Consider the following 26,401-nt stretch of genomic DNA (forward strand, 5'->3'; position numbering starts at 1 on the left):
GACTCCTGCGGGACAGGCGGGCAGTCCTAAATGTGAAAGTGGCCCGTTCAGCCCCGACAAGCAAAAGGTGAAAAGACAAGGAAGGTGTTCTTTACCTTCATGGTCTATTTAACTTTTGACCTCGAGGGGCTAGCCACTGCAACTAGACAGGTGAGACACTTAAGAGTGAAACGAACAAATGTGGCTCACCGCCTGCCCCGCGGAAAGCGAAACACCTGGAGCGGAAATCAACCACTTCTTCGCATAATTTAACCCATAAAAAAAGGACACGAAGCGTAGCTTCGTGTCAAAGTCTTGCCTTTATAAAAAGGGGGTCAATTTCTTATTTTTAATATACCCCACAATTATTTCATCACTGTTACAATCACATTAATTGGAAGTTACGTTTTTTAACTTCTCTGTCAAAGTTTCCACGTAGTGCTGAGCCGCTTGTGCAGCGATACTTCCATCCCCTGTAGCCGTAACGATTTGACGAAGTGTTTTTTCACGGATATCTCCTGCTGCAAAGATACCAGGAATTCTTGTTTCCATCTGTTCGTTCGTTTCTACATAACCATTTTCGTTCGTGATGCCAAGGTCTTTAAACGCAGCGTTAAGTGGCAGCATTCCGATATAGATGAACACACCATCTGCTGAAAAGTCTTGTTCTTCTCCAGTTTCAGAATGAACTAAAGTCACTTTGTTCACTTTGTTGTTTTCACCGTGAATCTCTTTAACAGAATGATTCCAGATAAAATCGATCTTTTCGTTATCAAACGCACGCTGTTGAAGGATCTTTTGTGCACGAAGTTTGTCACGTCTATGAACGATCGTTACTTTAGAAGCGAAACGAGTCAGGTAAACACCTTCTTCAACAGCAGAGTCACCGCCGCCTACAACGACTAACTCACGGTTCTTAAAGAACGCTCCATCACAAACCGCACAATAAGAAACACCGCGTCCAGAGAATTCTTTTTCTCCTGGAATGCCTAGCTTCTTATATTCAGCACCTGTTGAGATGATGATCGAACGCGCTTTGTACGTTTTGCTGCCGGCATGAATCGTTTTGTACTCTTCGCCATCGATGATTTCTTTTACATCGCCATAAGCGTATTCAGCACCGAATTTTTTTGCGTGCTCAAACATTTTGTTTGAAAGTTCTGGTCCAAGAATGTGATCAAAACCAGGATAGTTTTCTACATCTTCCGTATTAGCCATCTGTCCGCCAGGGATACCTCTTTCAATCATGATCGTATCCAAGTTCGCGCGTGATGTATAAACCGCTGCAGTCATACCAGCTGGTCCTGCACCAAGAATAGCTACATCATAAATTCTTTCTTCAGTCATTAATGCCCACTCCTTATATAAGGAAATTCTTATTTACTATATCTATATCCTATTCGCACATAGGAGTAAAGTCCATCATTCTGCTCAAACGTTGCGATTTACCCAACCTATCAGTTTTTTTATGCGTAATGATAATACAGAAACTGTGATTCCATATTGCTCTGCAACACTCTTTTGGGTAGAACGCCCTTTTTGCTTACGAGCTAAGTGATCGATTGCCGCAGCAATTGCTTTTTGGTTATCAAAGATTCGCTCACCAGTCATTTCCGCAAACTTAATAGCTTCTGCCCAATAAAACAATACATGTTCATCAAGCGCAGAACCCATCTCTTTTATAGAAAGAAGAACATCTAGCGCCATACTAATGATCTCAGATGGTGTGCTCACTTCCACACGTGCATCGTCATGTGCGAGTTCTACAGCTTTTTCAGGCTGATGTTCCAGCATGATTGTTGCCGCGATCTCTTTTACAAATAATGACTCTTCTTTTCTAAGACAAAAATCACGAAGCGTCACATAAGCCTCTTCATTTTTATTCCCTCTTAAAAGGATTAAATGCGTAATTTTGTTTTTTTCCAGTCCTTTACGAACCTGCTGAATATGTTCCATCGCTTTCACTTGACGATCTTTTTTCGGTTTGTTCTGATTGTTAGTCGGAATGCGATATTGATAATCACCGCCTGCTACCGTCAACTCATCATTTTGCGCTTTTTCTATATAAAATGGAGCAACATGACCTTCAGGATCCAGATCGATTACCTTTTTCCATGTTTTTATAGAAAAGTCTTTTTGTCCAAGTGCATAGTACGATACCGCCAGCATATGTGTGGTAACAGGATCGTATACAAATGACGACTTTCTAAGAGATTGAAGCCATTTATTCGCATACAAATGCTCTTCTAATAAACCGAACGTATTCCCCAATTTATAACGATGTTCAGGATGCATCGGATGCACTGTTTTTAATCGCTCAACAAGCTTACCACCAGGTTCATCCATCCCTAAATGGAACAGAAAAATAGCAAGATTGCATAATGCATTTAAGTTACCAGGATTCTTATCCAAAACATCTTGAAGAACATCCATCGCTTCATCAAACTCGCTCTTATAAAAATGAGTGAGTGCTAAGTTATTATACGCGGCCCAAAACTTTGGGTGATTCGAAATGATCTCTCTTAACTGTTGTTGCGCAAGTGGCAGATCTCCTCGCTCGATCGACTGCCTTGCTTCATCATGAAGTTTAATCAGCTCTTCTTCCGTCGAAAGTGGCAGACTAGAAGACTTGCTTCCTGTTTCCAGTGAGATAAGATCTAACAGTTCTTGTGTATCTTCCACAAATTCACCGTCAGGATCAATCGCCATATATAAACGAGCATGTTCTTCGGCATCACTATACAAGCCTAAGTGCGCAAAATTATTCGCAAGAAAGAAATGACATTCTGAAAGGTCTGAACCAGACTGTTCGAGAGCATTCAGCAAGTACTTATTGGATTCTTCATATTCACCGATCTCAGCAAGCGTTGAAGCAAGCTGACATAAAAAAGAGGGCTCTTCCGGCTGGAAAGTAACGGCCCGTTCAAACATTTTTTTCGCTGTATATAGATCACGCCTGTTATAGGCTTTTATTCCTTTTTCAAAAAAGTAATCCCCATCCTGGATAAAGGGAAGAACACGGCCGATAGCTGCACTGGCCCGTTTTTGTTTATGCATATTTGGTTCCTCCATCTACTTATGTAAACTTATATACTTCTATATCGTTCCGTTTACAAAGTTTTCAACCAAAAAATTATAACACAGGCGTTAGTGACTAACACCCCTTAGACTGTAAATAATGTGCAGGAAACTTTCGACAAAAAATGATGGATGCGTGACAATATGTATGAGAGCAAGGAGTCCGAAGTTTGTATGTCCTTCCAAAAAGTTCGGGATTCTTATGTGAAGGGATCGTAAACCTCTGCAATCGATCATAAATCTCTGTAATCGATCATAAATCCCTGTAATCGATCATAAATCTCTTCAATCGATCATAAATCCCTCTAACGAAAGAAAAACACAAAAAAACAACCGAGATACTCCTCTCAGTTGTCCTTTTTCGTATGTCTTTCTTTTAATGTGGCCAAAATCTCGTCTAAAGGCACCTTCTGCTCCTGCAACAGGACCAATACATGATAGAAAAGATCAGAAACTTCCCATTTCAGTTCTTCCGCATCACGATTTTTTGCAGCGATGATCACTTCGCCAGCTTCTTCTCCAACTTTCTTCAAAATCTTATCGACTCCATGTTCAAAAAGATAGGTTGTGTAAGCTCCTTCTGGCATCTCATGTTCGCGTTTCGCGATAATCTCCTGCAGTTCTGTCAGAATTCTATATCGATCAGCATTTGGTGCATCAACTCTCTCATCCACCTCAAAAAGCGTTTCTGAAAAGCAGCTATATGTGCCCGTGTGACAAGCTGGACCTTTTGGCTCTACGGCTACGACCAAAGCATCCTGATCACAATCATAGCGAATACTCCTAACTTTTTGTGTATTTCCGGAAGTTTCACCTTTGTGCCATAATTCTTGCCGTGATCTTGAAAAGAATACCGTTTCGCCAATTTCGATTGTTTTTTCAAGCGATTCTCGGTTCATAAATGCGACCGTTAGTATCTCTTTTGATTGAAAATCCTGGACTACGGCAGGAATCAGTCCTTTTTCATCAAATTTCAGTTTTTCTAAATTCATCGAACAGACACCCCTAACTTTCGCAAATCTGCTTTTACCTCTGTGATCGATGTTTCTTTATAATGAAAAATACTTGCAGCAAGTGCCGCGTCCGCTTTTCCAATCGTGAACGCATCGTTAAAATGCTCGGATGACCCTGCTCCGCCTGATGCGATAACAGGAACGGTTACTGCCTCACTGACTGCTTTCGTTAGCTCCAGATTGAATCCAGACTTTTCTCCATCTTTATCCATGCTGGTCAACAGAATTTCTCCAGCACCACGATTTACTGCCTCTCGCGCCCATTCAGTGACTTCCCATTGAGTGGGTTTGCGACCTCCATGCGTATACACGCGCCATGATTTTATCTCTTCGTCATACTTTGCATCGATCGCGACTACGATACATTGTGCACCAAAATAATCCGATCCTTCTGTGATTAATTCTGGCCGTAAAACCGCCGCAGTATTTACAGAAACTTTGTCAGCTCCTGCCCTCAGTACACGTTTCATATCTTGGAGTTTATTGATACCGCCACCAACAGTAAAAGGTATCGCGAGTTCTGCTGCTACTCGTTCAACAACTTCAACCATCGTGTCCCGCCCTTCGTGACTAGCAGAGATATCAAGAAACACGAGCTCGTCCGCTCCTTCTTCATCATAAAATCGTGCTAGTTCAACAGGATCACCTGCATCAACTAAGTTAAGAAACTGAATGCCTTTAACCACTCTGCCTTCCTTAACGTCTAGACATGGAATAATCCTTTTCGTAAGCATTATTTCACACTTCCTAACGCTTCTGGCAGGGTGAACCGATCTGTATAAAGAGCTTTTCCTATGATCGCACCAGCGATGTTACGTTCATCTGCTTTTAAAGAAACAAGATCTTCGATCGAGCTTACACCACCTGAGGCGATCACTTCTTTTCCAGTGATGCTCGCTAATTCTCCAATCGCTTCAACGTTCGGTCCCTGCAGCATACCGTCTTTTGAAATGTCAGTGAAAATAAACGTCTCTGCACCTTCTTCTACTAATCTTTTCGCTAGATCAACAGCTTTAATATGGGACGTTTCGAGCCATCCTTCAGTAGCTACAAATCCATCACGAGCATCAAGCCCGATCGCCACCTTTGAACCACCGTATCGCTGTAACGCTTCTCGAACAAATTCGGGATTCGAAACCGCAGCACTTCCTAAGATCACACGATCAACACCAGCGTCTAAATAAAATGAAACGTCGTCCATCGAACGGATACCTCCACCGATTTGGACCTTGGCGGATAGTTCTTTTGCAACACGTAATACGTGCTCGTGATTGATCTTCTTCCCGTCTTTCGCGCCATCAAGATCTACCATGTGAATCCACTCTGCACCTTGATCTGCAAACTGTTTTGCCATATCAAAAGGAGAATCTCCATAGATCGTTTCTTGCTCATAATCACCTTGCATCAACCTAACGCATTTTCCATTACGCATGTCGATCGCCGGATACAATACAAATTCATTCATCTTTGTTTTCCCTCCTCAACAAAACGGCAAAAGTTTTGCAGCATGCTCATGCCCGTCACCGAACTTTTTTCAGGGTGAAACTGGGTTCCCATAATTCTGCCACTTCCAACTACAGCTGGAACTTCAACGTCTTCGTAATGAGCGACCGCGGCAAGCACCTCTTTATTTTCAGTCTGTACAACAAAGGAATGAACGAAATAAACATGTCCTTCGTCGATACCTTTTACTAATGGCTGATCACTCTTCAAAAAGTTTAGATCGTTCCATCCCATGTGCGGCACTTTATAGGATCGTCCGTCACTTGTTGTGCCTGTAAATCGCTCTACTCTACCAGGAAGTAGTCCAAGTCCTTTCGTTATTCCGTTCTCGCTGCTTCCTTCAAAAAGCAGCTGCATGCCTAAACAAATCCCCATCAATGGCTTTCCATTCTTAGCTTCATTTTTTATAAAATCAGCGAGACCTGTCTTCTCTAACTCCGACATCGCATCTTTAAATGAACCTACTCCTGGTAGCAATAGTCCATCTGTATTCTGAAGTTCCTCTGGATCTCCTGAAAGAATGTAAGGCTGATTGATTCTTTTTAGAGCAGAACAGACAGAATGCAGATTGCCCATTCCATAGTCAATGATTCCGATCATCTATAACATTCCTTTCGTAGAAGGCACTCCTTTTACCCGAGGGTCGATCTGTGTGGCTTCATCTAATGCCTTTGTAAAAGCTTTAAAGATCGCTTCAATGATATGGTGTGTGTTCGTGCCATAATGAACGATCACATGAAGGTTCATTCTCGCCTCCAACGCGAGCTTCCAGAAGAATTCATGTACGAGTTCTGTATCAAACGTTCCTACTTTCTGACTTGGAAATTCCGCACGAAATTCAAGGTGAGGACGATTGGAAAGATCGATCACGACTTGAGCGAGCGTTTCATCCATCGGTACAAACGCATTGCCGTATCGCTTGATTCCTCGCTTGTCACCTAAAGCTCCCTGAATCGCTTGGCCTAGGCAGATTCCAACGTCTTCTGTTGTGTGATGGTCATCGATCTCCACATCTCCCGCAGCGTTTACCGTTAGATCAAAATGCCCGTGACGTGCTATCGCGTCTAGCATGTGGTTTAAGAACGGGACAGGCGTTTGAATATCTGCTTGTCCTTCTCCATCAATATTTAGAGATAAGCTGATCTGGGTCTCTTTTGTATTTCTTTCGATCGTATGTTGTCGCACTTGATTCTCCATCTACTTGTCCTCCAGTCGAACATCTATTGCTCTCGCATGTGCTTCAAGTCCTTCAAGGCGAGCAAAAGCTGATATCTTCTCTCCGTTTTCTTTTAATGCTTGTTCACTGTATCGAATCACGCTTGATTTTTTTGTGAAATCATCTACGTTAAGCGGACTTGAAAAACGCGCTGTTCCACTTGTCGGAAGAACATGATTGCTTCCTGCAAAATAATCTCCTACAGGTTCTGAGCTATATTCACCTAAAAAGATAGCACCCGCGTGTTTTATTTTTCCGAGAAGACTCATCGGATCTTTCGTCATGATCTCAAGGTGCTCGGGTGCGATCTGGTTGATCACATCTGCTCCCTCTTCAAGCGATTTCACGATATAGATGACTCCATAATCTCGAATCGCCTCTGTCGCGATATCTCTTCTTGGAAGCTCGGCAAGTTGTGACTCTACTTCCATAGAAACTTCCTCAGCTAACACTTTTGACGTTGTAACCAATACTGCTGCAGAACGAGGGTCATGTTCAGCTTGTGATAATAGGTCGGCTGCAATATACCGCGCGTTCGCTGTTTCATCCGCAAGAACAGCGATTTCACTCGGACCTGCGATCATATCAATATCACATACGCCAAAAACTTCGCGTTTGGCGAGCGCAACAAATATGTTACCTGGACCAACGATCTTATCCGTCTTCGGAACCGATTCCGTACCATATGCAAGTGCACCGATCGCCTGTGCGCCACCTATTTTAAACATGCGTTTAACTCCGGCAATTGATGCGGCCGCCAGCACAGCAGAAGGAAGTTTCCCATCTTTTCCTGGCGGGGACACAAGGACGATCTCCTCTACGCCTGCAACAACCGCTGGTATGATGCCCATCAAGACAGAAGATGGGTAAGCAGCTGTTCCACCGGGTACATAAACACCGACTGAATCAAGAGGCGTTACTTTTTGACCTAAAAGCGTTCCATCTTCACGTGTGAAAAACCATGACTGTCGTCTTTGCTTTTCATGATATTCACGAATGTTGTCTGCTGCTTCTGAAATAATGTCTACCATGTTAGGATCAAGAGAAGAAATTGCTTCATCTATCTCACTCTTTGTTACTTCAAGAGATGAGAGTGATACACCGTCAAACGTTTTTGTATATTCAAAAAGGGCATCATCACCCTTTGATTTCACGTTTTGTAAAATATCAAGAACTGCTTTTCTTTGAATCTCCGTATTTTGTTCAACACTTCTCTCTAAGTTTTTCAGTTCAGTGACGGGTACTATTTTCATCGAACATCCTCCTTACTCTCGACCAGTGTTCGAAGCCGTTCAACTAGATCATTGATGCGCGCTGCATGCAATCTATAGCTAGCAGGGTTAACGATCAACCTCGACGTAATATCAGCAATTTTTTCAAGTTCCACAAGACCGTTTTCTTTCAATGTTCTCCCAGTCGAAACAATATCTACAATACGATCTGCTAATCCAATTAGTGGAGCAAGCTCGATCGATCCGTTTAATTTAATCACTTCAACTTGCTGACCCTGCTCTCTAAAATAATGAGATGCTACATTCGGATATTTTGAAGCAATCTTTGGTGCAACTCTCTGATCATGTCCGTTCGGAAGTCCTGCAACTGCGAGGTAGCATTCAGAGATTTTCAGGTCAAGCACTTCGTAAACATCACGCTCTTCTTCAAGCATCACATCTTTTCCAGCGATTCCGATATCAGCTACACCATGCTCGACATAAGTCGGAACATCCATCGGTTTTGCTAAAATAAATCGAAGCCCCGCTTCTGGTGCATCGATGATTAATTTTCTCGATTCATCAAACTCCGGTGGCAGCGGATATCCAGCTTGTCTGAGGAGATCGACTGCTTCTTCAAATATTCGCCCTTTAGGCATCGCCATCGTTAAGACTGTACTCATGAAAAGTCCTCTCCTTGCTGTGTTCCGATTAAATAATGCACATCATCAAATCGTTTGCTGAATTCATCTATATTTTTTACTCCGGATAGATTCTGCATCACTACACGCTTGCCTTCACCGCGCTTGTTTCTTGCCAGCTTTAGCGCTTCTTTTCTTCGCTCATTCGTGTACAGAATGCATTGTCTCTTTGTATCATCCTTTTTCTTTCCTAACGCTTCTACGAAATAGTCCATTCGAATCGCAAAACCGATAGCGGGTGCTTTTCGATCAAAACGACTGAGCAGATCGTCATAACGTCCTCCGCTTGCGATCGGTGCCCCGATTCCTGCACCGTACCCTTCAAACACAATTCCGGTGTAATAACTCATATGACTGAACAATGTAAAATCAAAGACAATGTTTTGTGCCGCATCGTAATCTTCTAAGAGATGGTACAGATCTTTTAATTCTTGTAAGGTCTGCTGTCCTACTCTGTTCGGGTTTAATGAAAAAGCTTCATCTAGTACTTCAATCCCGCCTCTTAAGTCCAACAGTTTTAATAATCGCTGTGTATCAATAGAAGAAAGAGGCAGCATTTTTACATGTGAGGTGTAACCTACATAATTTTTTTCGTTTAAATAACGCAACAGATCTCCTGCTCGATCATCATTTCCTAAAATGTCAGAAAGAAGTTCTTGTACAAATCCGATATGTCCGACAGCCACAGTAAATGAAGCAATTTCGCTCTTTTTGAACACTTCAGACATAAGAGCTAGTGCTTCAGCTTCAGCGCTTGCTGTACCTTCACCAATCAATTCGATACCTACTTGTTCGAATTCAGCCGGCCGTCCCCCTTCTCGCTGTTGCGCTCTAAAAACGGGAGAACTGTATGCGAGGCGAAGCGGGTATGCTACATGCTTCATGCTTGAGGACACGACCCTCGCGATCGGGGCTGTCATATCTGGTCGCAAAACCAATGTTTTTCCTTCCATATCAAGCAGCTTGAAAAGTTGTTGATCTAAAATTGCGGAAGCTTCACCGACTGTATCGTAATATTCCAAAGTAGGAGTCTGAATGAATTGATAACCCCAAGACTCCATCTCTTGTTTGATTCTATTTTTTATATCTTCATTATTTTGATAAAAGGCAGGAAGTGTATCGCGCATACCTGCTGGTTTTTCAAAGACAAACGGTTTTGACATGATCCTTCATCCTTTATTTTTGAAATGAATAGATTAAGTAATGTTTTTGTGAAAAGGCTGTTTCCGTAAACTTTGTTGCTTTTGAAAGTGTTGATTTCCGTTTCAGGTGCTTCGCTTTCCGCGGGGCAGGCGGTGAGCCACATTCTTAACGTTTCACTTTTAAGTGTCTCACCTGCCCACCTGTCCTAGCCAAGAGTCTCGCACCTTACACTCCAATCAATTGTCAAAGGTGACAAGGATTAAAAGCAACAATTTTTTTGAAAAGATGTATGAATATAATCTAAGTGGAGAAACCAAAATTTCAACACAATGCTTTAGTTCGCTAATATACTACCATGATAAAGATTTAGTTGTTAGTCTACACGTCCTTGTCGAAACTGTCAACCAATTCACACAAAAATCATGTTTCCTTTTTCAGAGTTAAGAAAACAAATTTCAGGGAATAGTATGTAAAAATAAATACATAGAAGGGATGGAATGCGTCTTGTTTAATCGCATCTTTTTTATTGCCATCATCATCGGTGTACCGCTATCCGTTATCGGCAGCATCTTACATTGGCCTGCTGTTTTACTTTTTGTGATCTATTGTGCAACGATCATCGCACTAGCCGGTTATATGGGACGCGCCACTGAAAGCTTAGCTATCATTGCCGGTCCAAGAATCGGCGGTTTGCTCAACGCCACTTTCGGTAATGCGGTCGAGCTCATCATTTCAATCTTTGCACTAAAAGCAGGTTTGATAAGTGTAGTATTAGCGTCTTTGACTGGTTCTGTACTCGGAAATCTTTTACTAGTCGGAGGCTTGTCTTTCTTCATCGGCGGTTTAAAGTATAAACAGCAAAAATTCAACGTTTATGATGCTCGTCATAACGCAGGGCTACTGATTTTCGCTGTTGTAGTCGCTTTTGTTTTCCCTGAGGTCTTTTCTTATAAACTGAACGACGCCGATTCACTCACCTTAAGTGTATGGGTCTCTGTCATCATGATCATTCTTTATGTTGCAGCACTTCTGTTCAAGCTTGTGACTCATCGGGGTGTCTATCAATCAGAACACGATGTAGCTCATGGTGATGAAACGGCAGAATGGAGTAAGTGGAAAGCTCTTATCGTCCTTGCTCTAGCTACTCTTGCCGTTGCTTATGTTTCTGAAAAGCTCGTGCATACGTTTGAAGAAGTAGGAAGAACGCTTGGCTGGAGTGAGGTGTTTATCGGAATCATCATCGTTGCCATTGTCGGTAACGCAGCTGAGCATGCTTCAGCGATCATCATGGCGTATAAGAATAAGATGAATGTTGCCGTAGAGATCGCCATCGGCTCAACGCTACAGATCGCGATGTTTGTCGCGCCATTACTTGTATTGTTATCTTTGTTTTTTGAAAAATCGATGGCACTCGTCTTTACACTTCCTGAACTTGTAGCGATGGTACTCGCAGTATTCTTAACGATCGCGTTAACAAGTGATGGCGATACGAATTGGTTTGAAGGGCTCACCCTCCTTGCAGCTTACTTGATCATGGGAGTTGGGTTTTATCTTTTATAAAGGCTGTTTCGTATTTATTGTTGCTTTTGAAAGCAGTTGATTTCCATTCCAGATTCTTCGCTTTCCGCGGGGCAGGCGGTGAGCCACATTCACTTCTTGGACTGGTCGGCTCGACACTAGGGGATCCTTGCTCCTGCGTCTAAAAGTTAAGGCATGCGACGAGTAAGCTTCCTCGTCGCATGCCTTACGAGATGTATTTCAAGTGGTAGGTACGCACCTTACATTCCAATCACCAGTCAAAGAAGTAAAAAAATTCAAAAGCCACAGAAGTATGTAAAAAAGAAATGTAGTAAATGTAGTATAGGACCAGTGCAGGGAGTAATCCTTCACTGGTTTTTTATAGGAAACAAGCAAATTAGGAATAAAAAAGGCTAAAGTTTGATAAAGTTTAGAATAGAGGACAAGTTTAAGGTGGGTGTATTGATGGAGGATTATATAACGATCGGATCTTTTCCAATAAAGATGGTTTGGTTAGCGATTTTAGGATCTGCATTGATCGCGTATGGCATATTGTATGTGAAAGTGAAAGAAGAACCGGACAAAAAGCAGCTTTTAGACGTATTGAGTAATGCGGTGGGAATTTTTCTATTGGTTTGGAAGTTCAGTTATGCTATTCTGCATCCCCAATTGATCGTTGAACATCCGTTAAGCATCTTGTACTTTAATGGAGGAGAAACAGGAATCGTACTCGGGATCATCTTTTCAATCCTTTACGTTCTAAGGGCTTCAGGAAAACGTGAGCTTGATAGAACTCGGGTGTTTTATATCGGAATATTAGGTCTAACTCTTTTCTTCACCGCTTATTATGGTGCACATTTTGCGTCAACCACCCTCTTCGCAGATGGGTTGATCTCATTGTTCTTTTCCATCCTGTCGATCTATCTATATACCAAGGGTTCGTTTGAGATTAGAAAAACCGTTCTGTCTATGTTAGTCACTGCACTCTTCTTTTCCGTACTAACAAACTCCCCGCTCAGTGGACAAAAAACAAGTAAAGAAGCTGTAGAGGCAGCATCCTATGGTATCAAAAAAGGTGACCGAGCACCGAATTTTGAATTAAAAACGATTGAAGGCGAAACCGTTAAGCTATCAGATCTTAAAGGAAAGGTCGTTTTCGTTAACCTTTGGGCAACATGGTGTCCGCCTTGTCGTGCAGAAATGCCTGAAATGGTACGTTTCTATAGAGACCACTCTTCTAAGAAAGTAGAAATCTTAGCTGTAAACTTAACAGACAGCGATTCTGAAAAAGAAGTGAAAAAGTTTGCGCAATCGTACAAGTTAAACTTTCCGGTTTTATTAGATCCAGACGGTAAAGTCGGAAATACGTACAAAACGGTCACGATTCCGACCACTTTTATTATTAATAAAAGGGGCATCATCGAGCAAAAACATATCGGCCCGATGAGCTACGATATGATGGAAGAATTTTATAAGAACGCTCAATAATCGTAACTAAATAATCTGTATACGGAAAAAACTGGCTATCCCCCCTGTCTGTATAGGGTTGTAAGCCAGTTTTTTTCTATGCATAGGTATGAAAGTGAAGAATTTCACGGTAATCTCTTTTTTATTCACGGTAATGACCATTATATTCACGGATAGCATCAATAATTTCACGGATAAAATTATTTATCCGATTTTCGACACACCTCGACAGCTCCTTACATCTTCTCAAACAAATAGAGCTTCGCGTTTTCGGGTCTGCCTAATCTTGGTCCCTTAAATCCTCTGCGAATCAGTTCTTTTCTCATGAACATCATGAGTCCACCATGACTTACGATTAGTGCATTTTCTTTATTTTCTTCTAATATGCGGTCAACGATCTTTGAAACACGCATTTCTACATCCGTTCTACGCTCAAGCTGTGATTTGTGGTTAAAGAACCATGCTGTTCGGATGCAAAGGGGATATAGAATCATCGGAATCTTAATGTCTCTTTTAAAAAATGGATAGACAGGAATCTCTCGAAGATCATCCGTTCTGATCAAATCCCCTCTATAAATCTTCCCTGCTGTATATTCTGCACGACGAACGGTGCTCGAATAGCAAGTGTTCCAATTGATTCCGCCAAGGTCAACGTCTGTTTCTTCTACATCAGAAGCTTCGTATTCTTTCAGCCACTGATCAAATTCAGAGGGTGTGATCCATTTTTCAGTCGGATAGCCTCGTTTGACTTTGAAATGACGTACCATTCCTATCTTCATCACTGATCACCGCTTTCTCTCTTTTATGTGTGGTGCTTATTTTCTGCGATTTCTTTTAGCGCTCTCGCCCGTCCTACTAAAAAATTCGTCATGTACTTTTCTAGGAACAACCAATCTGCTAACCTTCCAATCACGCCAAACGGAGATGTATAATGAAAGTGATCCACCATAATGGTGCCGTTCTTCTTCGGTTCGAAAGTATGGGTATGTTCGAATGAATGGAAAGCACCTTTCACCATCACATCTACAAACATATGCGGCCTCTCCATCTCAATAATTTTTGCAGTCAGCCTTTGTTTTACGCCAAGATGAACGGCCTCCCACGTTACATGATCGCCCTTTTCCATATAACCAGACGTTACTCCGGCCACCGCTCTTTCTCTTGTATGAGAGGTCGTTTCAGTATGTATATCTACGTTTCGCGCAAGATCAAAGCAGACTTCTGCAGAAGCATGTACAAATTCTCGATGTATAATAATAGGCATATAACGATGACTCACTTTCTAAGGATGTAATAAAACAACACCTCAAGTAATGAGGTGTCCAACAGAATATGATTATTTAATTATTCTCTGCATAGAATAAAATTCCTTCCCTAACATGCTCACTGTAGAACGAGAGCAACTCAAGTATTGAATAATAGTTTCTATAGTCTTCCGTGATTCCGAACACATCTTTTATATACAGTGTTCCGAGCTGTTCATCTTTATCGAATAAAATCAATCCGTAAACATCTCTTAACGTAAAGATTACCGGGCAGCCCTTATTCAGTTCACGAACAAACTGCTCTGTGCTGTCAATCGGTTGTAATGAATTTTCCGGATAAAGCGACCCTAAGAACCAAAGCTTCACTCTATCTTTTATCCTCATATCCGTCACCCCGCTTATACCATCATATGCGGAGGCTGGTATCGAGAGTGAATCCTTTTAAACAATTGTTTAATCACATAACTTTTTTTCGAGTACAATTTTATGTAACCCATTTTTATTCGTATACGTTTCCTTCACATCAAACCCATTTTTAATATTTAACAGCAACATGTCGCGCCACTTATTCATCGTTTTGGTTCGAACAACAGAATACCCTTTCATCTTCAGATACTCATGCTGTTGTTTCATTAACTTCGAAGCTACTCCTTGCCCCCTATAAACGGGATCGACTCCGCCTAGCCAGCTATAATAAGTGTTATGATCGATTTCATAGCCGATTTTATAACCAACTACCTTTGAATGATGAATAGCTGTAACGATCGTTAGTTTGTTCTTTAATTTCATATTAAAATGGAGATCTTCATTTGCTGCACCAAAGATTATCTCATGTAGCCGAAGGATTTCCTTCAATGGATCTTCCTCTGGTATTCCTTCAAGGATCATGAATTCCATTCTGCGTCCTCCTCTATCAGTAACTTTATTCTAAAAAAAACTGACCAATTGCATAGAGTCTGCTATTGGTCAGTCCATATCCTCACTATTAACTTACTAATCTTTTCGTTTCTTCAAACTCTTCTTGAATACTTGCACTTGGTTCTTTTGTCATTAAGCTAACTACTACAATCGTTAGTGTACATGCGATGAATCCAGGAATGATCTCATATACATCAGCCATAGCCGGAATGAGTTCCCAAACGATAACAGTAACAGCTCCTACAACGATACCCGCAAAAGCAGACCATTTTGTCATTCTCTTCCAATACAGACTCAGCAATACAACCGGGCCGAATGCTGCACCAAACCCAGCCCAAGCATAACCTACAAGATTTAAGATCGTTTCACTCGGATTTAGAGCCATCACAAATGCAATAACTGCTACAGCAAAAACTGCCAAACGCCCTACTAACACGAGTTCCTTATCAGATGCAGAACGTTTTACGAATGCTTTGTAAAAGTCTTCTGTTAGAGCACTAGATGTTACGAGCAACTGAGATGAGATCGTACTCATAACTGCCGCTAAGATCGCAGCAAGCAAGAATCCTGTGATGATCGGGTGGAACAATACTTCAGATAATAGGATAAATACCGTTTCAGCTTTTGCTTCCCCTAGTGGAGCACCTGCTTGGTTGAAATAAGCAATCCCAACAAGACCTGTGAACATCGCTCCAATGATGGAGAAGACCATCCAGCCCATTCCGATTCGTCTTGCTCTCTTCATCTCTTTTACAGACGAGATCGCCATAAAACGAACGATGATATGCGGCTGGCCGAAGTATCCTAATCCCCATGCTAATAAGGAGATAATACCGATCAAGCTTGTCCCCGTAAAGGCATCAAGCAGAGTCGGACTGATGCTTTCGATCTCGTTAAACGAAGCATCCCATCCGCCAACTTTTAGAATCGCAACGAATGGTACAAGAATCAACGCTACAAACATGATCGCTCCTTGTACGAAATCTGTATAACTTACCGCTAAGAAACCGCCGAATAATGTATAAATAATAACTACTCCAGCTGTAAGCAAGATTCCCCACATATAATTCAGACCAAACGCTGTCTCGAACAATTGTCCGCCAGCAACCATTCCTGATGATGAATAGAACGTAAAGAAAATCACGATAACTAACGCTGACGTAATACGCAGTATGCGAGAAGTATCTTTGAATCGGTTCTCAAAATAATCTGGAATCGTAATCGAATTGTTCGCTACTTCCGTATACGTTCGTAAACGCGGTGCTACAAAAAGCCAGTTCAGATACGCTCCTGCACACAGTCCAATCACGATCCATCCGGCACTTAAACCAGATACGTACATCGCACCCGGAAGTCCCATCAACAGCCATCCGCTCATATCTGATGCACCCGCACTTAGTGCAGTAACAGCTGGTCCAAGATTTCTTCCGCCAAGCATGTAATCGGTAAGGTTATCGGTCTTTCGATACGCATAAAGCCCAATCAGCACCATTCCAATCATGTACACACTAATTGAAAAAATAACTCCATATTCCATATTCAGTTTTCCTCCTGCCTCTTCTTGTTGTAAAAACGCTTTCAATATTTTTAAAATTTAAAAAAGGAACATTTTTATTATAAAGACATTTTTCGACAAAAGGAATAGATTTTTTTTGGAAGACTTCTAATATTGGAGCTTGTTAGCTGCCAAAACAAGGTGGCATGGCACAAAAGGACTTATCAATCCAGAAGTTTCTGCCTTCAATCCAGAAGTTTTGGCTATTTATCCACGAGTTTTGGTCCTAAATCCACGAGTTTTAGTTATTTATCCACGAGTCTGCAATTCTCGACAAATTTCGCTGTGTGTCACTAGCCCCTAATCCTCATACTCGCTGTCCCCACTCCCTTCACACAACAAAAAAACTGGTACCCATTCATAAGACGATTGGGCGCCAGTTTTTAACTACTTTATAATTTTTTTCGTCTTAAACGTTTGACCTTTACAAATTGATTAGTAAATAGATCCAGCTCTTCGTCTCGGTAGATGTAGAAGAACCTATGGTGATGACCATCTTTCATTTCGGCCAGATCACACTTCATATACACATCGAATTCCTGTCGTGTCAGTTCGACCGTATACATCTTGCCATGACTCGGAATATCCAGTTGGACCTCTTCTAAAAAATGGAGTTCTTTAAATAAATAAATAGAAGTATCAAGGAGAAATTCACAGATTAAATCTTCAGTTCCAAAGTAGTGTTGAAAATGTTCGCGTGTAAACGCAATATGAGGTACGTTACGTTTGTAGGTAGAATAATCGCCATAAAAAACCAGCTTTGCACGTTTGCTTTGAAGTTCGTAATGCTTAACAAGGCCATGACCTTTCATTTTTGACACAGCAGTCCGGAAACGGTAGGTGTCTCGAGCAGCCAATTGTTCGGCCTTATTTTGAGGATGAGCTGCTTTCGGTGCATGCTGAGACTGACAGTTGTCTTCAACGAGGTGTCCAATTTTAAACGTGTTTTTCATAAATACGATCGAGAATGATTTCCTTCTCATAGTATGCGCCTCCAGCTTTCGCTTTTTTGCTTGTTTTAAGTATACGACGAAAAACAAGAAAACCCAAGAGGGGAACTTACGACAAATTTCTAGCTTTCCATTTCCCTCTTAAGAATTTCTTCTTTCGTGTAGATGACCTGCATCGGATTACCACCAACGAAAGATCCTTCCGGGACATTTTTGTGGACGAGCGTTCCAGCTGATACGATCGCACCGTCACCGATCGTAACGCCTGGGAGGATCGTAGAGTTCGCACCGATCATCACTTCATCGCCCACGATTACGTCACCCAAACGGTATTCTTTTATTAGATATTCATGAGCTAATATCGTTGTATTATAGCCGATCACACAGTTCTTCCCTACTGATATGCGTTCCGGATACATGATGTCTGGCATGACCATCAACGCAAATGCTGTGCCCTCACCGACCTTCATCTTCAAAAAGGTACGGTAGATCCAATTTTTCATCGGTAAGAATGGTGTGTATCTAGCCACTTGTATGGCAATGAAATTCTTTACCACTTTCCAGAACGGAACGGTGTCATACACCTGGTACAACGAGTTTCTTCCTTTTACCGGATAACGCTCAGTATTTCGCAATTATCTCTCTCCTAAAACATCCAGCAAATCCGTCATTTCATTCAGCATGAAGTCTGGATTAAACTGCTGCAAATAATCGTTGCCTCGGATCGTCCAAGCTACACCAGCCGTTTGTGTGCCAGCGTTCTGCCCTGCAAGAATATCGTACTTGCTGTCACCCACCATGATCGCTTGATCTGGGGTCGATCCAAGCAAGGCTAGCGCTTTTTGAACAGGCTCTGGATCTGGCTTCGCGTTTTTCACGTCATCCAGCGTAACAACCGTTTGAAAGAACTTATCAAGACCAACAAGGCGTAAACCCATCTCGACTGTATTTCTCATTTTTGTAGTTACGATGCCCAGTTTATAGCCCTTTTTATACAATTCTTCTACCGTTTCGAAAACTCCTTCAAACTCTGTAACAAGTTCGTCATGATGTGAGATGTTATGTTCACGGTATGTTTGAACTAAGTCTGATACTTTTTCTTTATCGAACTGCTCCATCGTCTCAATGAGCGGCATCCCCATAAACGGCAAGATACTCTCACGATTGTATTGTTCTGGAAAATGTTTATCCAATGTGTAAAGAAAAGAAGCGATGATCAGTTCGTTCGTATTGATTAATGTTCCGTCTAGATCAAATAGTATGGTGTTGCGTTTCATGTTGTCGTTCCTTTCCTGTTAAACGATTTTTCCGTTCAAGCTTGTTCCATACGTATGCTACTAATACGGTGAGAACGATCGCTGTCACTACTCGAATGATCAACAGCGGCAGAACCGGAATTCCTAATGGTACAAAAACAAGTGTATCCTCAACAACAGCATGGCAGCTTACGAGAAAGATAAAAGCTAGATACAGATCTTTCTTTGAGACGCCATCCTCTTTCGCCGCCTGCATCATCACACCTGCACCGTATGCAAGACCGATCGTAAGACCAGCTGCCATCGTCATGGACGTATTCTCTTTCATTCCAAGAAGTTTCATAGCTGGTGCCATCCAGTTCGAAAACTTGTTCAGCCATCCTTTGTCCTTCATAAATTGCATGATGATCATGAGCGGTATGACGATAAGTGCGAGTTGCAGAATACCAAGTGACGCTTTTTCTAAAGCGGTGAGCGTGATCTCTCCCCAGCCGTTCGGAGCTGCTTCGGGCTTTGAGATAAAACCATATTGTGCTTTTTCTGTTCCGCCATCCCATAAAAGATTGATCATAAATGCAGAAAAGAGTGCCAAGCCAATTCTGACAAGTAGAATTACCCATAATTTGATGCCCACACTCGCGGCTACACCAGACTCAATAAATAGGTTGTGAGAAAAAGAAAGCATAACAGCGAGTATAAACACATCTTGCACCGTTAAAGAATCGAGAGTCAGAATCCCCCCGATTCCTGCATATAGATTCAGAAAATTACCGAGAACAAGCGGAATCGCCGCTTCCCCAGGAAGTCCGATCCATTTCATGGCTGGTGCTAAAACAGAGATTAGCCAATCTAACACCGGTGTGTGACTCAGCAACGTGATGAGTAAAGTGACAGGAAAAATGATCTTCCCTAGCGTCCAAGTGGTTTTTAAGCCTGCAAGTGTGCCTTTTTTTAACGTTTCCACTTTTCATTCGCCTCCTTTAACTTTCTAGATATCGTTGTTTAGCCAATCCTGCTTTTCTTCTATAGATCCAGATGATCACCGCTGCTGCAATCCAGATCAAACTGACGACTTGTGCGATACGAAGAGAAGTTCCCCAAACGATCAAGCTGTCCGTACGAAGACCTTCTACAAAGAAACGTCCGATCGAATACCAGATGATATATGTTAAGAACAATTCACCTCTGTGAAGGTTAACGCGGCGCAAATAAAGCAAGACGATAACACCTATGAAACTCCAAAGTGATTCATAGAGAAAAGTTGGATGATAATAAGTGCCGTCAATATACATCTGATTAATAATAAAGTCGGGCAGCATGAGTGATTCCAAAAAGTTTCGTGTCACTTCCCCGCCATGAGCTTCTTGGTTCATGAAGTTGCCCCAGCGTCCGATCGCCTGACCGAGTAAGATGCTAGGCGCTGCGATATCAACAAGCTTCCAGAACGAGATCTTCTTTACTCTTGAAAAAACGAGTGCTGTTAAGAAGGAACCGATCAGAGCACCATGAATCGCAATACCGCCTTCCCAAACAGCGAGAATCTTTCCTGGATGGTCTTTATAAAAATCCCATTCAAACGCTACATAATAAAGCCTTGCACATAAAATGGCCACTGGCACTGCAATCATTACTACATCAACGAACGTATCCTTAGCAAGCCCGCGTCTCTCTGATTCTCTAACCGCAAGCCAAAGGCCAAGCATCGCACCAAACCCAATAATTAGTCCGTACCAATAGATCGTGAGCGGCCCTAACTCGAGTGCTACACGATTTAGAGGTTGAATCGTTTCTTCCACAGTCTACACTTCCTTCACATTCTTATAGGTCTTCTTCATCTCCAGCTTCAATTACATCAGTCAAACGATCTGAGAATTGTTGTGCGGCATTCATGCCCATTCTCTTCAAACGGAAGTTCATCGCTGCGACTTCAATAATGACCGCTAAGTTTCGTCCGGGACGAACAGGAATCGTTAAGATCGGTATCTCCGTGTCAATGATCTTTGTTGTCTCTTCTTCTAAGCCTAAGCGGTCATAGACTTTTTTAGAATCCCAAGCTTCCAGATTCATAACGATTGAGATCTTTTTATAGTTGCGAATCGCTCCAGCACCGAACAACGTCATCACGTTGATGATGCCAAGACCTCGAATTTCAAGCAGATGCTGTATGAGTTCAGGTGCGCTGCCGATAAGCGTATCTTCATCTTCCTGTCTGATCTCTACAGAATCATCCGCTACTAACCGGTGCCCTCGCTTTACGAGTTCAAGCGCTGTCTCACTTTTCCCGACACCAGAGTTACCTGTGATCAAAACACCGATCCCATAAATATCTACTAATACACCATGTTTAGCAGTCGTTGGCGCTAAACGACTCTCTAAATAATTCGTGATACGACTAGATAAACGCGTTGTCGTAACGGGTGAACGCATGATCGGCACTCCGCTTTTATGAGAAGCTTTAAGCAGTTCTTTAGGCACTTCGATGTCTCTAGAAACGATAATTCCTGGTGTCTCATCTGTGCAAAGTGCTGTTAAACGCTCCATGCGTGTGTCAGGATCGAGCTCTGAAATAAACGAAAGCTCTGTTTTCCCAAGAAGCTGTAGTCGCTCACCTGGATAAAAGGTAAAATAACCAGCCATCTCTAGACCAGGCCGTGAGATGTCGCTCGTTCGAATCGTGCGGTGAATCCCTTCTTCACCACTAACAAGCTCTAGATGAAATTTCTTTATGAGTTCATGAATATGTACCTTAGCCATTGGGTCCTCCTCGACATTTTTCAATGATTCTATTGTATCACTTCAACCATGGATTAACCAAAGACTACTATGAGCTTATTTCTCACTTTCCTCCCAACTGTAAACATCAACAGGTATCGTATTAAACGTTGTTTCTTTATGGAGGGTCATCCCTATTCGAGAGGCAACAGAAATTGATTTATTATTTTTCCGATGAATTAAGCAGATTAAACGCGAGATTCGTAATTCCTGAACAGCATAATTTTTGAAGTGAACCGCAGCCTCTGTTGCGTAGCCGCTTCCCCAATATTCCTTCGCCAACCAATAGCCGATCTCGAATTCTTTTTTTCCATCGATCGTTTGCTGCACAATACCTGCGTGACCGATTGGAACTAGACTTTCTCTATGTTCGATCAGAAACAATCCTCTGCCCTCACGATATCCAGGAAGAAGCCATTCTTCAAAGCTTTTCCGAGCTTCTTCTTCTGAACGAGTTACCCCTTTTCCGATGAATTGAACGACATCAGGATCTGCCCATAATGATGCAAAAAACGAAAAATCCTCAGTCGTATACGGTCGGAATTTCAATCTTTCCGTTTGCAAGACCTTCAGCTCCTTCTAAATAAAAATGCCGTTTGATCGAGTTCGAAGCAAACGGCTGAAATGGTTATTGTCCTTATTTTACATCTATAAAAATTTTATCATGAACGGAGAGCTTTTGACTTGGTTTTGTTAAACAATCGTTTAACAGAATCTTGCCTGTTTTTATGTTTTGAGCAATCTCTGTTCTGCTCCACCCTTCAAGGTGATCTGCAAGTGTACGATCAATCCGAAAATCCCCGTTAACTGATGTTATCTTGATTTCGCATGAAGAATCCCCTCTCTTCATGGAAGTAATCTTCTTACCTGGCTCTACCTCTATAAATGATGTAGGAATGATCGATAGGGGATCGACATGCTCTGTGAACGATTTATAGATGTTGAGCTTTTTGTTCCAAGAATGATATTTCGGACATTTATAAATCGCAAACTGATAGATGTTCTTTCCATTTGCGTTGTGTCTGCGTATGGTCGTATCTGCAAATGTGGTAACTTTACCGCACATTTTGCACTGTTTTTTTACCGTGTCCGCTCTCATTTGTTGATTAAGTGCTAAAGCAAATTGTTGGATCTGCATTTTTTCTTCACCTCTGAATGTAGTAGTGAAGAAATACAACTTCTATTTGATTTCTTGCAGAACGTAAAAAAGCTCTCCTCATACAAGGAGAGCTTTGAACGCAATGTTACCCGTTATAACGGACTGCAGTTCGCTGTATTTCCTCTGTAATGGGGTGTAGACAGACTTCTCCCGAGGTCAGAAACACGTTGTTTCTTAACGGTTGAGAAGCGATCTAAATTGTTTTCCATTACAGATTAAATGTTGGCATACAGGTCACGTTAGGTCCTTTCTTTCAAACAGAATACCTTAATATTACTATAAAGTATAAAATATGGAAACTAATTGAATCTTTTTGGGGGATTTCCGCTCCAGGATACATGGTTTCCGCGGGGCGGTCGGTGTTCATTTTATCAAATGAAGAGATTGAAAAAGAATTAGTTGAGATAAATAATAATAAGAAAAACTTTTAGCTTTTATTTTCAGTAATCGGGTGTATTTCTGTAATAAGAAATGTGCCCTTTCTTTTTGAATTGGGCTTATTAGAAGGACACTTGTCCAAGCATGAATTTTTCTCCACCATACATTATTAAAATTAACAAAATAAGAGAAAGAGGCAAAAAAAATATATGCGATATAATTACCCTCTGTGGACAAAACTGCCTTATGCAGGACAAGATCACCCGCCAAAAAATCCTGTAAATCCCTATGCTGGTTCATGGCCTTTGAACTACTTAAAACAGGAAAAGCATGGATTTACTACTTTGGATGGCGAGCCGATTAAATTAAAGTTAAAAGATCCCCGGACGATTGATTGGAAAAAAGAATTAAAACAGGTTCAAAGAATTGTAGGACATATAACTAAAGAACAGATTAGGATCGCAAAGTTTTGGGCAGAAGGTCCTCCGAGTAAGCAATGGACTCCCATTGCCGATATCTTAATTGACACTTATAATGTGACACCGCCATATGCAGCTCGTATCCTTGCAGCTTTAAGTGCCGGAATGAATGATGCACTTGTTGTCACCTGGTATTTAAAATATCTAGCGCTTGTTCCTCGTCCCAATCAGTTTGACCCTAAGCTCGCGACTATCGTCTGCACCCCTAATTTCCCTGCTTATCCTTCAGGCCACTCCGTATTATCCGGTACAGCGGAAGTTATCTTAAGCTATTTCTTCCCTACAGAAAGAGAAGGTCTGCATCAACTAGCTGAAGAAGATGCATTATCACGTCTATACGCAGGGGTTCATTTTAACGTGGATAATGAAGAAGGACTGCGCCTTGGAAGACAGATTGGTAAGATTGTGATAAATCAATTATGCCAAGAACGGGATGCAAAAGGAAAATATATTGATAATCCTTATACGGAACATCGGAATGCAAAATTGTTCCCCCCTTCATATGTTCAAGCCATTCCTTTTGATTTTGATACAAAATGTTCATCACTTGTTATTGATCAAATCTCTGAAAAAAAACGCTAAACGTTAGAAGAATAAAAAATATTGAGCTTAAAATGAGATAAATATAGTTTGCTTCCCTATTTGATAACAACATTTTAATTCAAAAAAACTAAAAGTAAGTCACGTTAAAATACTAGCTAATAATTTAATTTTGATCGCCCCACTCCGATAACAATCGATGAGATAACTCTGATTCTTACGCTTGGTAACAAAATTCTTAAATAAGGGAGACTCCCATTCCTATTGAACAAACCTAGCTAATAGAAGGTTTCATTTCAGGGTGCATTTCTAATATAAGAAATGCACCCTTCTCTTTGAAATGGAAGAGTCTTAATTTAAGTAATTTGTATCAGTATTAGGATAGTTCCTGTAATGAGTGATTCCACAAACGGCGATTACTTAATAAGGGGAAAAAGTAAACGACCAGAAAAAGATCTGGTCGTTTTTATGTCATTTACATATCCGTTTATAGTACTATTCCACCTGCTAAATGGCTTTGGAATTACGATTTTCTCCTCCAAAAGAGAACCCGCTATGAAAATCCACCGCTTTTTTCAAACTTTGTATGAATGATCGAACTGCCACTAGTTTCTCTTCCGCTTCTTTCTTAAAGGCTCCAAAACAAAATTCGTCAGGAACATATTGAGAAGTGAAATAATGACTGCAGCAAGTAATGCCATTCCGAATCCATCAATATTAAACGAGCTACCCATCAATTCCGCTGTTAACGATAAAAGTGCTGCGTTGATCACGATTAAAAATAAACCGAGAGAGAAAATGGTTACAGGCAGTGTTAACAGAATTAGAAGAGGTTTTAGGAAAACATTAAAAAGTGATAACAAAACGCTAGCTAGTAAAGCAGCACTGATGTTTTCAATATGAAAAGCATCAAAGTAACCGGCTACTACCATTAGCGCAATCGTATTAATTAATAAAGAAGCGAACCAGCTCATCATTTTATACGCCATCCTCTGGCATGACAGCTAGTGCGATAATGTAAGCTAAACCAACTGGAATAACCGCAGTAAACAGAGCAAGTGCTACTGTTCCTAATCTTACAACCGTAGGATCAACATTCATATACTCTGCAATTCCACCGCAAACTCCGGAAATTTTAGCATCGTTTGATCTTTTAAGTTTTTTCATGATGTAAGTCACCTCTATTTCGCTTTTAACACCACAACAGAGCCTGTTTTTGCCTCCGCCTCCAATTTAAAAGACGGCCAGCTCTTACCTCCGTTCGCAATAAAAGAAAGAAACTTTCGAGTCACTTCTTTCTTTTCTTCTCGGACCTCAACAGATTCAAAATCACAAACAAATCCGCCAACGATCGTTTTAAGAACGGCATCAAGCTCTACTGTTTCTGGGAATTCTGTTTCTATTTTTCCCGTCACCGTCTTAAAAGATGCATACCCTTCAACCGCTGAAGCAAAACGGCAGTAGATCGAACCATTTATGGTTTCTGACCGGACTTGTGAAGCATCTACAGAAAGGCGTACAGGTCCGTTCATCGTTTCTGCTTCTACGTCTTTAAACTGACAATCGTTAAGCGTTAATGAGCCATTAGCAGCGGATGCTTTAACGTTCTCTCCCGTACAGTGATTCATCGCAATCGCACCTACAGTCGTTTTAACTGTCAGTGTTTTTGCATGAGATTCACTTATTTTTACAGGACCGTTGAACGTTGTGATCTTTATCTCATCATAAGCTTCTCTTGGAATAGAGATTATTGCGTTTACCTTTTGATGCTTATTTCTAGAATAGAAGCGCATCTTAGTGGCATCACAATCATAGAACGTTTCATTTCTAAATTTCGTTTTCGCCGAAGACCCTTCTGGCACTTTATAAACATGTGCATCGCACTCTACTTGCACGTCTTTTCGATCCCATGGAACGACCGTTACTGAACCGTTGTATACTTCAACATCCATTGCCTGAAACATGACATGACTATCTTGAAAGACATAATGAACAGGTTCAGAAGGTCCGAAATTCAAGTCAAAGTCAACCGTTTTAATACGCTTTACAACACGGTCAAAAAACTTTGCCACTTTATAACCGGAAGTCGGCAGTTTAACAGCGGTGGCACCATTCATAGCTTTCTTTTTAAGATTGAGAGAACCAATCGAGCTCAGCTGCAGCTTCTTCTTATCATTAAGGGCATACAAAAGTTTCTCCGCTTCTTCAACAGAGATCTTACCTTCGTTCAGCATGTTTAAAATCATTTTGCGTTCTTCCATACATTGACGCCTCCTTTTTGGGGTTCCGTCACCGGCGTC

The 26,401-nt window shown here is 41.4% G+C and carries 29 protein-coding genes; 3 read left to right on the forward strand and 26 right to left on the reverse strand.

The window, feature by feature from the left end; translation table 11 throughout:
* Positions 1 to 369: 369 nt before the first annotated feature.
* From trxB to H9648_RS02850, 10 genes are all read right to left on the reverse strand, one after another.
* Entirely contained in the window at positions 370 to 1,326 is a 957-nt protein-coding gene (trxB, locus tag H9648_RS02805; protein ID WP_191752271.1) for a thioredoxin-disulfide reductase, read from the reverse strand.
* An 84-nt stretch (positions 1,327 to 1,410) separates the two neighbouring features.
* A complete protein-coding gene (locus tag H9648_RS02810; protein WP_191752273.1) occupies positions 1,411 to 3,036 on the reverse strand; it encodes a tetratricopeptide repeat protein in 1,626 nt (541 codons plus the stop codon).
* Positions 3,037 to 3,404: 368 nt separating this feature from the next.
* Positions 3,405 to 4,049, reverse strand: a complete 645-nt coding sequence (gene hisIE / locus H9648_RS02815) for a bifunctional phosphoribosyl-AMP cyclohydrolase/phosphoribosyl-ATP diphosphatase HisIE (protein WP_191752274.1) — start codon at positions 4,047 to 4,049, stop codon at positions 3,405 to 3,407.
* Entirely contained in the window at positions 4,046 to 4,804 is a 759-nt protein-coding gene (gene hisF / locus H9648_RS02820) for an imidazole glycerol phosphate synthase subunit HisF (protein ID WP_191752276.1), read from the reverse strand. Before hisF ends, hisIE begins: the two co-directional genes overlap by 4 nt.
* Complete coding sequence (hisA, locus tag H9648_RS02825; RefSeq protein WP_191752278.1) at positions 4,804 to 5,535, reverse strand: 1-(5-phosphoribosyl)-5-[(5-phosphoribosylamino)methylideneamino]imidazole-4-carboxamide isomerase; 732 nt, start codon at positions 5,533 to 5,535, stop codon at positions 4,804 to 4,806. The genes hisF and hisA overlap by 1 nt, the downstream gene beginning before the upstream one ends.
* Positions 5,532 to 6,173, reverse strand: coding sequence for an imidazole glycerol phosphate synthase subunit HisH (gene hisH / locus H9648_RS02830; RefSeq protein ID WP_191752280.1), 642 nt, complete (start codon positions 6,171 to 6,173; stop codon positions 5,532 to 5,534). Before hisH ends, hisA begins: the two co-directional genes overlap by 4 nt.
* Complete coding sequence (gene hisB, locus H9648_RS02835; RefSeq protein ID WP_225218687.1) at positions 6,174 to 6,770, reverse strand: imidazoleglycerol-phosphate dehydratase HisB; 597 nt, start codon at positions 6,768 to 6,770, stop codon at positions 6,174 to 6,176.
* On the reverse strand, positions 6,771 to 8,042 hold the full coding sequence (gene hisD / locus H9648_RS02840; RefSeq protein ID WP_191752282.1) for a histidinol dehydrogenase: 1,272 nt from the start codon (positions 8,040 to 8,042) through the stop codon (positions 6,771 to 6,773).
* Positions 8,039 to 8,683, reverse strand: coding sequence for an ATP phosphoribosyltransferase (hisG, locus tag H9648_RS02845; RefSeq protein WP_191752284.1), 645 nt, complete (start codon positions 8,681 to 8,683; stop codon positions 8,039 to 8,041). Before hisG ends, hisD begins: the two co-directional genes overlap by 4 nt.
* On the reverse strand, positions 8,680 to 9,864 hold the full coding sequence (locus H9648_RS02850) for an ATP phosphoribosyltransferase regulatory subunit (RefSeq protein ID WP_191752286.1): 1,185 nt from the start codon (positions 9,862 to 9,864) through the stop codon (positions 8,680 to 8,682). Before H9648_RS02850 ends, hisG begins: the two co-directional genes overlap by 4 nt.
* 484 nt (positions 9,865 to 10,348) lie before the next feature.
* Between H9648_RS02850 and cax the strand changes: the two genes are divergently transcribed.
* Positions 10,349 to 11,404, forward strand: coding sequence for a calcium/proton exchanger (cax, locus tag H9648_RS02855; protein ID WP_191752288.1), 1,056 nt, complete (start codon positions 10,349 to 10,351; stop codon positions 11,402 to 11,404).
* A gap of 423 nt (positions 11,405 to 11,827) precedes the next feature.
* Positions 11,828 to 12,850, forward strand: a complete 1,023-nt coding sequence (locus H9648_RS02860) for a TlpA disulfide reductase family protein (protein ID WP_191752291.1) — start codon at positions 11,828 to 11,830, stop codon at positions 12,848 to 12,850.
* 215 nt (positions 12,851 to 13,065) lie between these two features.
* Here the strand turns inward: H9648_RS02860 and H9648_RS02865 are convergent, their stop codons facing one another.
* From H9648_RS02865 to H9648_RS02925, 13 genes are all read right to left on the reverse strand, one after another.
* Positions 13,066 to 13,608 carry a histidine phosphatase family protein gene (locus tag H9648_RS02865; protein WP_191752292.1) on the reverse strand — a complete coding sequence of 181 codons (543 nt, stop codon included), beginning with the start codon at positions 13,606 to 13,608 and terminating at the stop codon, positions 13,066 to 13,068.
* Between the two features lie 23 nt (positions 13,609 to 13,631).
* Positions 13,632 to 14,093, reverse strand: a complete 462-nt coding sequence (locus H9648_RS02870; protein WP_191752294.1) for an SRPBCC family protein — start codon at positions 14,091 to 14,093, stop codon at positions 13,632 to 13,634.
* A gap of 76 nt (positions 14,094 to 14,169) precedes the next feature.
* Positions 14,170 to 14,478 (reverse strand): hypothetical protein, encoded by a 309-nt coding sequence (locus H9648_RS02875; protein WP_191752296.1) that lies wholly within the window; start codon positions 14,476 to 14,478, stop codon positions 14,170 to 14,172.
* A 69-nt stretch (positions 14,479 to 14,547) separates the two neighbouring features.
* Positions 14,548 to 14,991 (reverse strand): GNAT family N-acetyltransferase, encoded by a 444-nt coding sequence (locus H9648_RS02880; RefSeq protein ID WP_191752298.1) that lies wholly within the window; start codon positions 14,989 to 14,991, stop codon positions 14,548 to 14,550.
* Between the two features lie 88 nt (positions 14,992 to 15,079).
* Complete coding sequence (putP, locus tag H9648_RS02885; protein ID WP_191752300.1) at positions 15,080 to 16,549, reverse strand: sodium/proline symporter PutP; 1,470 nt, start codon at positions 16,547 to 16,549, stop codon at positions 15,080 to 15,082.
* Between the two features lie 410 nt (positions 16,550 to 16,959).
* On the reverse strand, positions 16,960 to 17,550 hold the full coding sequence (locus H9648_RS02890) for a hypothetical protein (protein ID WP_191752302.1): 591 nt from the start codon (positions 17,548 to 17,550) through the stop codon (positions 16,960 to 16,962).
* 89 nt (positions 17,551 to 17,639) lie between these two features.
* Positions 17,640 to 18,152: an acyltransferase gene (locus H9648_RS02895; RefSeq protein ID WP_191752304.1), complete on the reverse strand. Its 513-nt coding sequence runs from the start codon at positions 18,150 to 18,152 to the stop codon at positions 17,640 to 17,642.
* The gene (gene ppaX / locus H9648_RS02900; RefSeq protein WP_191752306.1) at positions 18,153 to 18,794 is read right to left on the reverse strand and encodes a pyrophosphatase PpaX; all 642 of its coding nucleotides are present in this window, start codon (positions 18,792 to 18,794) and stop codon (positions 18,153 to 18,155) included.
* Entirely contained in the window at positions 18,769 to 19,737 is a 969-nt protein-coding gene (locus H9648_RS02905; protein WP_191752309.1) for a nucleoside recognition domain-containing protein, read from the reverse strand. The genes ppaX and H9648_RS02905 overlap by 26 nt, the downstream gene beginning before the upstream one ends.
* Positions 19,738 to 19,753: 16 nt before the next feature.
* Entirely contained in the window at positions 19,754 to 20,569 is an 816-nt protein-coding gene (gene lgt / locus H9648_RS02910; RefSeq protein WP_191752311.1) for a prolipoprotein diacylglyceryl transferase, read from the reverse strand.
* Positions 20,570 to 20,591: 22 nt separating this feature from the next.
* Positions 20,592 to 21,527 (reverse strand): HPr(Ser) kinase/phosphatase, encoded by a 936-nt coding sequence (gene hprK, locus H9648_RS02915; protein ID WP_144698052.1) that lies wholly within the window; start codon positions 21,525 to 21,527, stop codon positions 20,592 to 20,594.
* Between the two features lie 75 nt (positions 21,528 to 21,602).
* Positions 21,603 to 22,109: a GNAT family N-acetyltransferase gene (locus H9648_RS02920; RefSeq protein WP_191752313.1), complete on the reverse strand. Its 507-nt coding sequence runs from the start codon at positions 22,107 to 22,109 to the stop codon at positions 21,603 to 21,605.
* 73 nt (positions 22,110 to 22,182) lie between these two features.
* Positions 22,183 to 22,683, reverse strand: coding sequence for a cytoplasmic protein (locus H9648_RS02925; protein ID WP_191752316.1), 501 nt, complete (start codon positions 22,681 to 22,683; stop codon positions 22,183 to 22,185).
* Between the two features lie 608 nt (positions 22,684 to 23,291).
* On the opposite strand from H9648_RS02925, the gene H9648_RS02930 reads away from it, so the two are divergent.
* Positions 23,292 to 24,143, forward strand: a complete 852-nt coding sequence (locus H9648_RS02930; RefSeq protein WP_191752318.1) for a vanadium-dependent haloperoxidase — start codon at positions 23,292 to 23,294, stop codon at positions 24,141 to 24,143.
* Between the two features lie 563 nt (positions 24,144 to 24,706).
* Here H9648_RS02930 and H9648_RS02935 read toward each other — a convergent pair.
* From H9648_RS02935 to H9648_RS02945, 3 genes are read right to left on the reverse strand one after another with little or no spacing between them, the layout of a single operon-like run.
* Positions 24,707 to 25,078, reverse strand: a complete 372-nt coding sequence (locus tag H9648_RS02935) for a phage holin family protein (protein WP_191752320.1) — start codon at positions 25,076 to 25,078, stop codon at positions 24,707 to 24,709.
* Between the two features lies 1 nt (position 25,079).
* On the reverse strand, positions 25,080 to 25,268 hold the full coding sequence (locus tag H9648_RS02940; protein ID WP_137791660.1) for a PspC domain-containing protein: 189 nt from the start codon (positions 25,266 to 25,268) through the stop codon (positions 25,080 to 25,082).
* A 14-nt stretch (positions 25,269 to 25,282) separates the two neighbouring features.
* Positions 25,283 to 26,362 (reverse strand): DUF4097 family beta strand repeat-containing protein, encoded by a 1,080-nt coding sequence (locus H9648_RS02945; protein WP_191752322.1) that lies wholly within the window; start codon positions 26,360 to 26,362, stop codon positions 25,283 to 25,285.
* Between the last annotated feature and the right edge of the window lie 39 nt (positions 26,363 to 26,401).

Origin of the sequence: Fictibacillus norfolkensis (assembly GCF_014836645.1) — a bacterium.
In the GTDB taxonomy this organism is placed as follows: Bacteria; Bacillota; Bacilli; order Bacillales; family Fictibacillaceae; genus Fictibacillus; species Fictibacillus norfolkensis.

Excerpts from the sequence above, each read along its gene's own strand:
- trxB (WP_191752271.1), bottom strand. The coding sequence starts at position 1,326 with ATGACTGAAGAAAGAATTTATGATGTAGCTATTCTTGGTGCAGGACCA.
- H9648_RS02810 (WP_191752273.1), bottom strand. The coding sequence starts at position 3,036 with ATGCATAAACAAAAACGGGCCAGTGCAGCTATCGGCCGTGTTCTTCCC.
- hisIE (WP_191752274.1), bottom strand. The coding sequence starts at position 4,049 with ATGAATTTAGAAAAACTGAAATTTGATGAAAAAGGACTGATTCCTGCC.
- hisF (WP_191752276.1), bottom strand. The coding sequence starts at position 4,804 with ATGCTTACGAAAAGGATTATTCCATGTCTAGACGTTAAGGAAGGCAGA.
- hisA (WP_191752278.1), bottom strand. The coding sequence starts at position 5,535 with ATGAATGAATTTGTATTGTATCCGGCGATCGACATGCGTAATGGAAAA.
- hisH (WP_191752280.1), bottom strand. The coding sequence starts at position 6,173 with ATGATCGGAATCATTGACTATGGAATGGGCAATCTGCATTCTGTCTGT.
- hisB (WP_225218687.1), bottom strand. The coding sequence starts at position 6,770 with ATGGAGAATCAAGTGCGACAACATACGATCGAAAGAAATACAAAAGAG.
- hisD (WP_191752282.1), bottom strand. The coding sequence starts at position 8,042 with ATGAAAATAGTACCCGTCACTGAACTGAAAAACTTAGAGAGAAGTGTT.
- hisG (WP_191752284.1), bottom strand. The coding sequence starts at position 8,683 with ATGAGTACAGTCTTAACGATGGCGATGCCTAAAGGGCGAATATTTGAA.
- H9648_RS02850 (WP_191752286.1), bottom strand. The coding sequence starts at position 9,864 with ATGTCAAAACCGTTTGTCTTTGAAAAACCAGCAGGTATGCGCGATACA.
- H9648_RS02860 (WP_191752291.1), top strand. The coding sequence starts at position 11,828 with ATGGAGGATTATATAACGATCGGATCTTTTCCAATAAAGATGGTTTGG.
- H9648_RS02865 (WP_191752292.1), bottom strand. The coding sequence starts at position 13,608 with ATGAAGATAGGAATGGTACGTCATTTCAAAGTCAAACGAGGCTATCCG.
- H9648_RS02870 (WP_191752294.1), bottom strand. The coding sequence starts at position 14,093 with ATGCCTATTATTATACATCGAGAATTTGTACATGCTTCTGCAGAAGTC.
- H9648_RS02875 (WP_191752296.1), bottom strand. The coding sequence starts at position 14,478 with ATGAGGATAAAAGATAGAGTGAAGCTTTGGTTCTTAGGGTCGCTTTAT.
- H9648_RS02880 (WP_191752298.1), bottom strand. The coding sequence starts at position 14,991 with ATGGAATTCATGATCCTTGAAGGAATACCAGAGGAAGATCCATTGAAG.
- putP (WP_191752300.1), bottom strand. The coding sequence starts at position 16,549 with ATGGAATATGGAGTTATTTTTTCAATTAGTGTGTACATGATTGGAATG.
- H9648_RS02890 (WP_191752302.1), bottom strand. The coding sequence starts at position 17,550 with ATGAGAAGGAAATCATTCTCGATCGTATTTATGAAAAACACGTTTAAA.
- ppaX (WP_191752306.1), bottom strand. The coding sequence starts at position 18,794 with ATGAAACGCAACACCATACTATTTGATCTAGACGGAACATTAATCAAT.
- hprK (WP_144698052.1), bottom strand. The coding sequence starts at position 21,527 with ATGGCTAAGGTACATATTCATGAACTCATAAAGAAATTTCATCTAGAG.
- H9648_RS02925 (WP_191752316.1), bottom strand. The coding sequence starts at position 22,683 with ATGCAGATCCAACAATTTGCTTTAGCACTTAATCAACAAATGAGAGCG.
- H9648_RS02930 (WP_191752318.1), top strand. The coding sequence starts at position 23,292 with ATGCGATATAATTACCCTCTGTGGACAAAACTGCCTTATGCAGGACAA.
- H9648_RS02935 (WP_191752320.1), bottom strand. The coding sequence starts at position 25,078 with ATGATGAGCTGGTTCGCTTCTTTATTAATTAATACGATTGCGCTAATG.
- H9648_RS02940 (WP_137791660.1), bottom strand. The coding sequence starts at position 25,268 with ATGAAAAAACTTAAAAGATCAAACGATGCTAAAATTTCCGGAGTTTGC.
- H9648_RS02945 (WP_191752322.1), bottom strand. The coding sequence starts at position 26,362 with ATGGAAGAACGCAAAATGATTTTAAACATGCTGAACGAAGGTAAGATC.